The 9,276-nt window shown below is 69.4% G+C and carries 11 protein-coding genes; 7 read left to right on the top strand and 4 right to left on the bottom strand.

Annotation, left to right across the window (positions count from 1 at the left end):
* Nucleotides 1-42: 42 nt before the first annotated feature.
* Entirely contained in the window at nt 43-1,062 is a 1,020-nt protein-coding gene (locus tag MJ785_RS14280; RefSeq protein ID WP_239381289.1) for a Ku protein, read from the bottom strand.
* Nucleotides 1,063-1,153: 91 nt separating this feature from the next.
* On the opposite strand from MJ785_RS14280, the gene MJ785_RS14275 reads away from it, so the two are divergent.
* Nucleotides 1,154-1,351 carry a hypothetical protein gene (locus tag MJ785_RS14275; protein WP_239309562.1) on the top strand — a complete coding sequence of 66 codons (198 nt, stop codon included), beginning with the start codon at nt 1,154-1,156 and terminating at the stop codon, nt 1,349-1,351.
* Between the two features lie 120 nt (nt 1,352-1,471).
* On the opposite strand, the gene MJ785_RS14270 is transcribed toward MJ785_RS14275, so the two are convergent.
* A complete protein-coding gene (locus tag MJ785_RS14270; protein ID WP_239309561.1) occupies nt 1,472-1,648 on the bottom strand; it encodes a hypothetical protein in 177 nt (58 codons plus the stop codon).
* 74 nt (nt 1,649-1,722) lie between these two features.
* Here MJ785_RS14270 and MJ785_RS14265 point away from each other — a divergent pair, with 74 nt between their 5' ends.
* From MJ785_RS14265 to MJ785_RS14255, 3 genes are all read left to right on the top strand, one after another.
* The gene (locus tag MJ785_RS14265; RefSeq protein WP_239309559.1) at nt 1,723-1,938 is read left to right on the top strand and encodes a hypothetical protein; all 216 of its coding nucleotides are present in this window, start codon (nt 1,723-1,725) and stop codon (nt 1,936-1,938) included.
* A gap of 162 nt (nt 1,939-2,100) precedes the next feature.
* Entirely contained in the window at nt 2,101-2,784 is a 684-nt protein-coding gene (locus MJ785_RS14260) for a TetR/AcrR family transcriptional regulator (RefSeq protein ID WP_239309558.1), read from the top strand.
* A 139-nt stretch (nt 2,785-2,923) separates the two neighbouring features.
* Nucleotides 2,924-3,151 carry a DUF3107 domain-containing protein gene (locus MJ785_RS14255; RefSeq protein ID WP_239309556.1) on the top strand — a complete coding sequence of 76 codons (228 nt, stop codon included), beginning with the start codon at nt 2,924-2,926 and terminating at the stop codon, nt 3,149-3,151.
* A gap of 109 nt (nt 3,152-3,260) precedes the next feature.
* Here MJ785_RS14255 and MJ785_RS14250 read toward each other — a convergent pair whose 3' ends face one another.
* A complete protein-coding gene (locus MJ785_RS14250; protein ID WP_239309554.1) occupies nt 3,261-3,935 on the bottom strand; it encodes a ferritin-like fold-containing protein in 675 nt (224 codons plus the stop codon).
* A gap of 387 nt (nt 3,936-4,322) precedes the next feature.
* Between MJ785_RS14250 and MJ785_RS14245 the strand changes: the two genes are divergently transcribed.
* From MJ785_RS14245 to MJ785_RS14235, 3 genes are all read left to right on the top strand, one after another.
* A complete protein-coding gene (locus MJ785_RS14245; RefSeq protein WP_239381287.1) occupies nt 4,323-6,050 on the top strand; it encodes a DEAD/DEAH box helicase in 1,728 nt (575 codons plus the stop codon).
* A gap of 190 nt (nt 6,051-6,240) precedes the next feature.
* The gene (locus tag MJ785_RS14240; RefSeq protein ID WP_239309550.1) at nt 6,241-7,683 is read left to right on the top strand and encodes a hemolysin family protein; all 1,443 of its coding nucleotides are present in this window, start codon (nt 6,241-6,243) and stop codon (nt 7,681-7,683) included.
* 8 nt (nt 7,684-7,691) lie between these two features.
* Complete coding sequence (locus MJ785_RS14235; protein WP_239345799.1) at nt 7,692-8,804, top strand: hemolysin family protein; 1,113 nt, start codon at nt 7,692-7,694, stop codon at nt 8,802-8,804.
* Between the two features lie 43 nt (nt 8,805-8,847).
* Here MJ785_RS14235 and MJ785_RS14230 read toward each other — a convergent pair whose 3' ends face one another.
* Entirely contained in the window at nt 8,848-9,246 is a 399-nt protein-coding gene (locus tag MJ785_RS14230; protein ID WP_239381285.1) for an antibiotic biosynthesis monooxygenase, read from the bottom strand.
* Nucleotides 9,247-9,276: the final 30 nt, after the last annotated feature.

Genomic DNA, 9,276 nt, shown 5'->3' with positions numbered 1-9,276 from the left:
CGCGGGGAGCCGCGAGCCGGACAGTCCTATTCTCGGGCGCTCTTAGGCGCTGCGGCGGCGGTTTGCCGAACCCGTGGACCTCGCCGTGGCCCCCACCTTCTTCGCGCGCGTGCCGCGGCCGCCCGTGGCTTTCGGCTGGGTTTCCGCGTCCCCGCCGCTGGCACCGTCCCCGCCGCTGGCACCGTTCCCGCCAGAACCCGCGCCGTGCGCCATCGAAGCTGTGTCCGGGGTGGTGCCGCTCGCGCCCGCGCCGGGCTCGGTGCCGGCGCCCGACCGCGCGCCAGCCCGGTTCCCCCGCGCCGCCGCCACGCTGGCCGTGAGCACGCTCACCAGATCACCCGCGGCGCTGACCGGCTGTCCCCCACCCGGCGGGGTCACCATCTCGTTCCCGGACACCTTCGCCTCGATGACGGCCTGCAACGCCGCCCGGTACCCGTCGGTGTACGGGGTCGGGTCGAAGTCCGCGGACAGCGTGTCGATCAGCGCCTGCGCCATGATCAATTCTTGCGGTCGAAGATCAACATGATCAATCAGGAACGGGAACTCCGGGGCACGCACCTCGTCCGGCCAGATCATCGTGGACAGGACGAACACCCCGTCGCGAACCCGCATGGTCGCCAGTTGCTCGCGCTGGCGAAGAGCGACCTTGACGAGCGCGATCCGCCCCGACTCCTCGAGCGCGTCCCGCAGGACCACGTACGGTCTGATCCCGGTCCGGTCGGGCTCGACGTAGTAGCTCCTGGCGAAATAGATCGGGTCGACCTGCCCCGGCGGGACGAACTCCAGCACGTCGATCGTGTGGGAGGTCGACAGCGGCAGGTTCGCGAAGTCCTCATCGGTGAGCACGACGGTCTCCCCGGACGGCAGCTCGTACCCCTTGGCGATCTCAGAGTACGGAACTTCAGCCCCGTCCGCCGCGGCCACCCGCTTGTAGCGGATGCGGGACCCGTCGTCGCGTCTCACCTGATGGAACGACACGTCCCGCTCTTCGGTGGCCGAGTAGAGCCTGACCGGAATCGAGACAAGACCGAAGGAGATCGCGCCTTTCCAGATCGATCGCACGCCCGCCCCTTACCGTGAGTATTAGCATCTTCACGGAACGTTCCAATTTGCATGATCCCCGAATCGTCGATTTCCCTAAAAATCACGATTCATGCCCAACAAAAACACTCGCATCACAATGCTCTCCCACTCCGGCGAAGTATGGAAGGCGTATGGGTACAAGAGATGGACCCATGGCAGGCATCCGGGCACCGGGCCCGGCCCGATCGGGCAGCAGCCAGCCGGCGAACGGCTCATCGGGCGCGGGCCGACCGGACCGGATACCTACACCAGCTACCTGCGCCAGTGAACCGACCCGCCAGCGGCGCCGCCCATCAGGACAAAATGCCGTACCCGATGGCCAGTCATGATCTTTTGTCGATCAGGCGATCAGGCGATCAGGCAGCGTGTCTCCACCGGCACGCACCGATCATGCCGCGGGCAGCGGGACCCGCCCGGTCGTTTCCACCCCGCCGCCCGGGACGGGGCCGCGTTCTGCCAGCATCCGGCTGACCTGGTATTCATGGTGGGCGACATACCGGATCGAGTCGAAGAACACGGCGATCTTTTTGCCCCTTTGCCAGGTGCGGCCGGCGCGGAGATGCAAAGTTCCAAGACGTCCGCGCGGCCACCGCCTACCGACAGGCGATCACAAGCCGCAGGCGCTGACAGGAGGAAGCCATGAGCTCACCGACGGACCTCCCGCTCGATGTGCGTGACATTCTCGACCGTCCGGATGTGCCCGACGCCGATGCCGCGGAGCAGGCTCGCGAGATCTCGACCCGTGAACCGCCGGTGCCGCCGTCCGCATGGGCCTTCCCCCTCGAGGTTGCCGAGTACGACGCGGCGCAGCAGCGCATCGCCGTGGAGGACGAGGACGAGGACGAGTACCGGTAAGAACGACCGGCCGAAGACGGCGCAGCCAAGATTTTTCCTGCGCCGCCCACGGCCCCCGCATAAAAATCTTCAATCTGGCTCGGCTCGACCCGCCGATCAGGGTCCTGCCATGTGGGAAAGTAGCTGGCGAATGTGCCGATGGGCAGCGAAGGAGGTGCGCCGGTGACCGTCGGGCCGTCCGCACCGCAACCGCGGACAGGCAAGACCGCACGGCTGCCCCGGACAGCACGCAGGTTCCAGCTGCTGGGCGCCGCGCGCGAGGTCTTCGTTGCCCAGGGCTATCACGCGACCGCGATGGATGAGATCGCTGAGCGTGCGGGCGTCAGCAAGCCCGTGCTCTACCAGCACTTTCCCGGAAAACTTGATCTTTATCTGGCGCTGCTGGACGAGCAGGCCTACTCACTTCTGTCAAGCGTCCGCCGGGCGCTTGCCTCCACCACCGACAACCACACCCGGATCGCCCGGTCCATCGCGGCCTACTTCGACTTCGTCGACGATCCCAGCGGGGCCTACCAGCTCGTCCTCGAGTCCGACCTACGCAGTGAGCCCGCCGTCCGCAAGCGGGTGGAGAACAGCTTCACCGAGTGCGCGAACGCCATCGCCGCCGTCATCGCCGCGGACACCGGTGTCGGTCCCGGCGAGGCCGAGCTGCTGTCCATCGGGCTGGTGGGTCTCGCCGAGACGGGAGCCCGCTGGTGGCTGGTCACCGGCGGGACGGTGGAGAAGGAGCGCGCTGTGGCAACCATGGTCGAGCTCGCCTGGCGAGGCCTCGCCGGCTACCCGCGCCGCAACGTCGACGACGCCGACCCCGCGTCACCGGACCATGCCGACGAGCGGGAGGACTGACGCGCGGGAGGACTGACGCCTCCAGCGAACACGGCCGGGGCCGCCTACCCCCCCGCCCGCCGCAGGCCCTATCGTGGCGACAGATCGCGCCAAAGCGCGATTGCCCTGGCTGGTCAATCGAACGCGGAGGTCATCGCTGGTGGAGGTCAAGATCGGCATCCAGAACGTCGGGCGTGAGCTGGTAATCGAAAGCAGCCAGTCGTCGGCGGATGTGGCCCAGGCGGTCGCTGACGCGATCGGGTCGGAGCTGGGCCTGCTCACGCTCGTGGACGAGAAGAGCCGTCAGGTCATCGTCCCGGTCGCGAAGCTGGCCTATATCGAGATCACCGAGGCCGAGACGCGTCGGGTTGGCTTCGGCTCGCTCTGAACTCGGTCAGTGCCGAAGCGGACCGCCACCTCAGCTAGTGGTGGCCGTCACGCGGCTGCGAACAGGCGTCCGCGCTGCGTGATGCCGGGGAGCGGGAAAGTCCTCGGCATCACGCTGACAGGCCGAGCGCTTCCATCCTCGCCGCGTGCGCCTGGGCGATCCGATCGAACATGTCCACCAACGCCTGTAGGTCACCCATGCCGGCCAAGAGGCCGGTCAGCGCCTCCCGGTCCACCGCCACCCGCTGGGCCTGGGTCAGCGCCTCCCCCATCAGCCGCCGGGCCCACAGCGCGAGCCGGCCAGCCACAGTCGGATTCGCCTCGATCGCGGCACGGACGCGCTCTACCGCAAACGCCGCGTGCCCCGTGTCGGCCAGGACGTCGAGGACCAGTTCGCGGGCGTCGGGTGCGAGCACCGACGCGATCTCACGGTAGAAATCGGCAACGATGTTGTCACCGACATACACCTTGACCAGGCTTTCCAGCCAGTCCGCCGGCGCGGTGAGGTTGTGGAAAACCGTCAGCGGGACCACGAACGGCCCCATGGCCTCCTCGGGATCCGCGCCCATGCGCAGCAAATGCTCCTGAACGGTCTCGAAATGCGCGAACTCGGCCGCCGCCATCCGGGCGAGAGCGATCTTGTCCAGCAGCGTGGGAGCCATCCGCGCGTCCGTGGCCAGCCGCTCGAACGCGGTCAGTTCACCGAAGGCCAACAAACCCAGCAGATCGATGACGGCGATCCGGGACGCGGCAGCCCGATCGGATACACCCGTCCTGTCCGTCATCGCTGACCACCTCAGTATCGCCCGGCACGAACCGCCCCGAAATATGTCGACAGGATGGCACGGCCAGAACGCCTGCTGGCGCAGGCATTCGCGGCGCGTCATCCCCCGGCCGGCACCCACCCCACCGAAGGTCATTGTGCCGGAACATGTCGCGGAGGCCCATCCTCAGGTTATCCTTGTCATCAGCCGGGGGTTGACAAGACCACTTCCGGCCCGCGCGGGCGTCGCCCCACCCCGGGTCAGCGGACCCCGCCGGTAGATATCGCGAGCGGGTGCGGCGTCGGATCCCGCTCATAGCAGACCAGGAGCATCCCGCTGTCCGTTTCGACTGAAACCACCGCACCCCCGCACGAGGAGCCCACGAACTTTCCCAGCACCGGCAGGACGGTGGCCTCAGCCGCCGCCGCGTCGGCGCCCGGTTTCGCGGCTCTCGGTGTCCGCGAAGAGATCGTCGAGGCTCTGCGTGACCAGGGCATCATCTCCCCCTTTCCCATCCAGGAACTGACGCTCCCCCTCGCGCTGGCCGGCTCCGACCTCATCGGCCAAGCCCGCACCGGGACCGGCAAAACCCTCGCCTTCGGCATCCCGCTCGTGCAGACCGTAACCAGCCGCGCCGAGGGCGCCACCGGGCGCCCCCAGGCTCTGGTGGTCGTTCCCACCCGTGAGCTGTGCGTTCAGGTCGCCGCTGACATCGGCCGGGCTGGCGCGCACCGCGATCTGCGGGTGCTCTCGGTCTACGGCGGGCGTGCCTACGAACCACAGCTGGCGGACCTGCGCTCGGGCGTGGACATCGTCGTGGGTACCCCTGGCAGGCTGCTCGACCTGGCCCGACAGAACGCCCTGGCGCTCACGGCGGTGCGCATGCTCGTTCTCGACGAAGCCGACGAGATGCTTGACCTCGGCTTTCTGCCGGATGTCGAGCGCATACTCGCCCAGATCCCCGACATCCGCCAGACGCTGCTTTTCTCGGCGACGATGCCGGGGCCGGTCGTGGCACTGGCTCGCCGGTTCATGCGGCGGGCGGTCCACGTCACGGCGGAACGCCCGGACGAGGGCCGCACCGTCCCAGACATCCAGCAGCACGTTTTCCGCGCCCACGCGCTTGACAAGATCGAAGTTTTGGCTCGGATCCTGCAGGCCGACGGCCGTGGGCTGGCCATCGTCTTCGTCCGGACCCGGCGCACCGCTGACAAGGTCGTCGATGACCTGGCCCGGCGGGGCTTCGCCACCGCGGCCGTGCACGGTGACATCGGCCAGGGCCAACGTGAGCAGGCGTTGCGGGCGTTCCGGACAGGCAAGATCGATGTGCTGGTCGCCACCGACGTGGCGGCCCGCGGCATCGACATCGGCGGGGTGACCCACGTGGTCAACTACCAGTGCCCCGAGGACGAGAACGTCTACCTCCACCGCATCGGCCGTACCGGCCGGGCCGGCGGCAGCGGCGTGGCCGTGACCTTCGTCGACTGGGACGACATGCCACGGTGGGCTCTGGTCAACCGGGCGCTGGGGCTGTCCTTCGACACGCCGGTCGAGACCTACTCGACCTCCCCGCACCTGTTTGAGGATCTTGAGATCCCCGCGGACGCGCTTGGCGTGCTGCCGCACGCATCCCGTACCCGCGCCGGGCTCGCGGCTGAAAAGGTCGAGGACCTCGGTGAAACCGGTCGAGGCGGGCGGCGCCGGCAGCGCAGGGCCAGTGACCAGTCCGACGCGGCCTCAGCCGAGCCGCCTGCCGATCGACCCGCTGGTGCCCGCACCACCCGCACGCGGCGGCGCACCCGCGGCGCCGGCGCCGCGGTCGCGGCGGTCGCCACGACCGACCGTACGGACGCGGGCCGGACGCCTACGGCCGCGCTGTTCCTCGAGCCCGCGACGGCTGTTCCAGCTGTTCCAGCGATGGCGCTGTTCCCGGACGACCTTGATATTGATCATCACAGGCTCGATCACGGGCTCGGCCCCGATGGCGCTGACAGCGTCACGAACGGCCAGCCGGCCCCGCGCCGCCGCCGCCGTAGGGGCGGTCGCGGCCGTTCCGCCACCACCCAGACCGCTGACGCGGCGCTGCCCAGCGCGCTGGACGGCGGTCCCATCGAACGGCAGGCCGAATCCGCCTGACGGCAGGCCTATGAGCGCTCACGGTGGGCAAGGATGAGGAGATGACACCCAGCGCGCCGACGGGCCGGCCGCGCAGGCGAGATCTCCGGTCGGCCAGGACACCCGCGCTCAGGGTATCCGCGCTCGCGGCCGTACCTAGGCCAGCCACATCCGGCCCCGGCCATGATTGTGGCGGGTATCCACGCCAACAATGATCAACGATATTCTCGGCCTACTGATAATCATTGTTCTCATCGTCGGCAACGGGCTGTTCGTGGCCGCCGAGTTCGCGCTGGTGGCGGTCGACCGTAGCCAGCTCGAACAGGCCGCGGCGGACGGCTCCCACCGCGCCGCACGGGTACTTCGCGCCGTGCACTCGCTGTCGTTCCAGCTTTCCGGCGCGCAGCTGGGCATCACGCTGACCTCGCTGCTGCTCGGCTACCTCGCCGAGCCGGCGCTGGCATCCCTGCTTACCCCGGTGATCACTACGGTCGGCCTCCCGAACGGGGTCGCCCACGCGTCCGCTGTGGTCATTGCCCTGCTCATAGCCACGATTTCACAGATGCTCCTCAGCGAGCTGTTCCCGAAGAACGTCGCGATCTCCGCGCCACTGGCCGTCGCCGAACGGGTGGCCGGGCCACAGCTGCTCTTCTCCCGCCTCTGCCGGCCGGTGATCGTGCTCCTGAACGGGTCGGCCAACCGCCTGTTGCGGACGCTCGGCATCGAGCCGCGGGATGAGCTGCGGTCCGCCCGCTCCCCGTCCGAACTCGGCTGGCTGGTGCGTTCATCGGCCGAACAGGGCACGCTGCCTGGCGGTACCGCGGCGCTGCTGCGCAGGTCCCTGCGGCTGCGTGAGCGCACCGCGCAGGACATCATGACACCCCGCGTCCAGGTGGTCGCGCTCCATGCCGGTGACAGCGTGGCGGACCTGTTGCGGGTAGCCGAGCGCTCGGGCCACTCCCGCTTCCCCGTGCTGCGGCACCCCGGCAGCCGCGGCACGGTGCCGCCTACCGCGGCCGATGCCACCGATGTCGACGATGTGCTCGCGGTCGTTCACGTCAAGGACGCCTTCGGCGTCCCCCCGCCGGCCCGCCCGGCCACGTCGATCAGCCAGATCATGGTCCCACCGACAGTGGTACCGAGCTCGCTGGGCTGTGACGATCTCCTGACCACGCTGCGCAGCCACAGCCTGCAACTCGCGATCGTCATCGACGAGTACGGCGACATCGCCGGTGTGGTCACGCTGGAGGACCTCGTCGAAGAACTTGTCGGCGACGTCGCGGACGAGTACGACCCCCCGCGGACGCCTGACGCGACCGCCCGCGCGGACGGGAGCTGGGTGCTCTCCGGGCTGCTCCGCCTGGACGAGGTCGCCGACCGCACCGGCGTCGCGCTGCCCGAGGGCCCGTACGAAACGCTCGCCGGCCTTGTCCTGCACCGGCTGGGGCGGATACCCGGCGTCGGTGACGAGGTCGAGGTGGCCGGCCACCGGCTCACCACCGAGCGGATGGACCACCGCCGCATCGACCGCATCCGCCTAGCCCTCGCGCCGGAACATCCGAAGCATCCGGAACATCCAAAGCATCCGGGGCCTGATGCGGATGCGGCTGCGGCGGTCGGCCCCCGCTCCGGTGGGAACGACCGGACCGGGTGACCACGCCGATGATCCTGCTCAGCCTCATCGGCGCGGTCGTCCTCCTGGCCGGCAACGCCTTCTTCGTCGGCGCCGAGTTCGCCGTCATCTCGGCCCGCCGCGACCGGATCGAACCCATGGCGGCCGCGGGCGACCGCCATGCCCGCACGGCCATCACGGCGATCGAGAACCTGTCTCCGATGCTTGCCGCGTCCCAGCTCGGTATCACGATCTGTTCACTGGGCCTCGGCGCGGTGGCGGAGCCCTCGGTCGCTCACCTCATCGACGGGAGCCTGCGGGCGCTCGGGGTCCCCGCGAGCCTGTACAGCCCGATCGGGTTCGCGGCCGCGTTGGCGATCGTCGTCTGCCTGCACATCGTGCTCGGCGAGATGGTGCCGAAGAACATCGCCCTCGCCAGGCCGGAACAGGCCGCGCTGCGGCTCGCGCCGCCGCTGCTCCGGTTCGCGCGCCTGGCCCGCCCGTTGATCCTCTTTCTCGACGCGGTTGCCAACGGCTGCGTCCGGCTCGTCCGGATCAAACCGGTGGCCGAGCTCAGCACCGCCTACACCCCGGACCAGCTCGCGATCATGATCGCTGAATCCCGGCAGCAGGGGCTGCTGGAGGATTACGAGCACAACCTGCTCACCGGCGCGCTGGAACTGCCCGAGCGAACAGCCCGCTCAGTCATGATCAATATTGATCAGGTCGTGGCCGTGCCCTGGTCAGTCAGCGCGGCCGAGCTGGAAGCCCTGGTCACTCGGACCGGTTTCTCCCGGTTTCCGGTCCGGGCGCCGGGCCCGTCCGACGCCGCTGGCACCGATCGGGCCCCCCTTACGCCGACGACGCCGGGTAGCCCAGCCGCGGCGAGCGTCATGATCGCCGGCTTTATCCACGCCAAGGACGTTCTCGGGATCCACAGCGACGCCCGGGACGACCCCCTGCCACCGCGCCGGCTCCGGCCCATGGCCGAGATCCGCCCGGACCTGCCGCTGGACGAGGTACTGCGGTTGCTGCAACGGACCGGCTGCCATCTCGGGCGCGTCCCCGGGCCGGCTGGCACGACCATCGGGGTCGTCGCGCTTGAGGACGTGGTGGAGGAGTTCGTGGGCGAGGTCGAGGACGCCAGCCACCGGATGCGCTGACTGGCGGTCCGGCAGGCAGCCAAGCGGTCAGGCGCTCAGGCGCTCAGGCGCTCCGGGGAGCTGCCGCCTGCACCACCTCAAACGACCACAGCTGCGCCCCGGTCGCGGCCGGCCCACCGGGTCCAGCCGCCTCCGGCCCGGGGCGGCCCGAGCCAGGATGACCAGCCGCGGGGGCTGCCGGCGACTCACCCGCGGCATCCGTAGCGGCGGCGGCGTGCCCCGCCTGGAAGGCGTTCGACGCCTGCCACTTCCCGAAATCCTCCTCGCTACGCCAACGCGTGTACACGAGGTAGGCGTCCGTGCCCTCCACCGGACGCAGCAGCTCGAACCACTCGAAACCGTCGGCCGCTTCCACCATCCCCGCCCGGCCGGCGAACCGCCGCTCCAGGGCGGCCCGCGTCTCGGGCGGAACGGTCAATACATTGATCTTCACGACGCTCATGAGACCACGTTACGGCGTGCTCCCGGAGTC

The organism is Protofrankia sp. CiT1 (genome assembly GCF_917627335.1).
GTDB lineage: Bacteria > Actinomycetota > Actinomycetes > Frankiales > Frankiaceae > Protofrankia.
Note: the sequence above shows the minus strand (reverse complement) of the source record. Positions and strands in the feature narration are given on the sequence as shown.

Excerpts from the sequence above, each read along its gene's own strand:
- MJ785_RS14230 (WP_239381285.1), bottom strand. The coding sequence starts at position 9,246 with ATGAGCGTCGTGAAGATCAATGTATTGACCGTTCCGCCCGAGACGCGG.
- MJ785_RS14275 (WP_239309562.1), top strand. The coding sequence starts at position 1,154 with ATGCCCAACAAAAACACTCGCATCACAATGCTCTCCCACTCCGGCGAA.
- MJ785_RS14250 (WP_239309554.1), bottom strand. The coding sequence starts at position 3,935 with ATGACGGACAGGACGGGTGTATCCGATCGGGCTGCCGCGTCCCGGATC.
- MJ785_RS14235 (WP_239345799.1), top strand. The coding sequence starts at position 7,692 with ATGATCCTGCTCAGCCTCATCGGCGCGGTCGTCCTCCTGGCCGGCAAC.
- MJ785_RS14240 (WP_239309550.1), top strand. The coding sequence starts at position 6,241 with ATGATCAACGATATTCTCGGCCTACTGATAATCATTGTTCTCATCGTC.
- MJ785_RS14265 (WP_239309559.1), top strand. The coding sequence starts at position 1,723 with ATGAGCTCACCGACGGACCTCCCGCTCGATGTGCGTGACATTCTCGAC.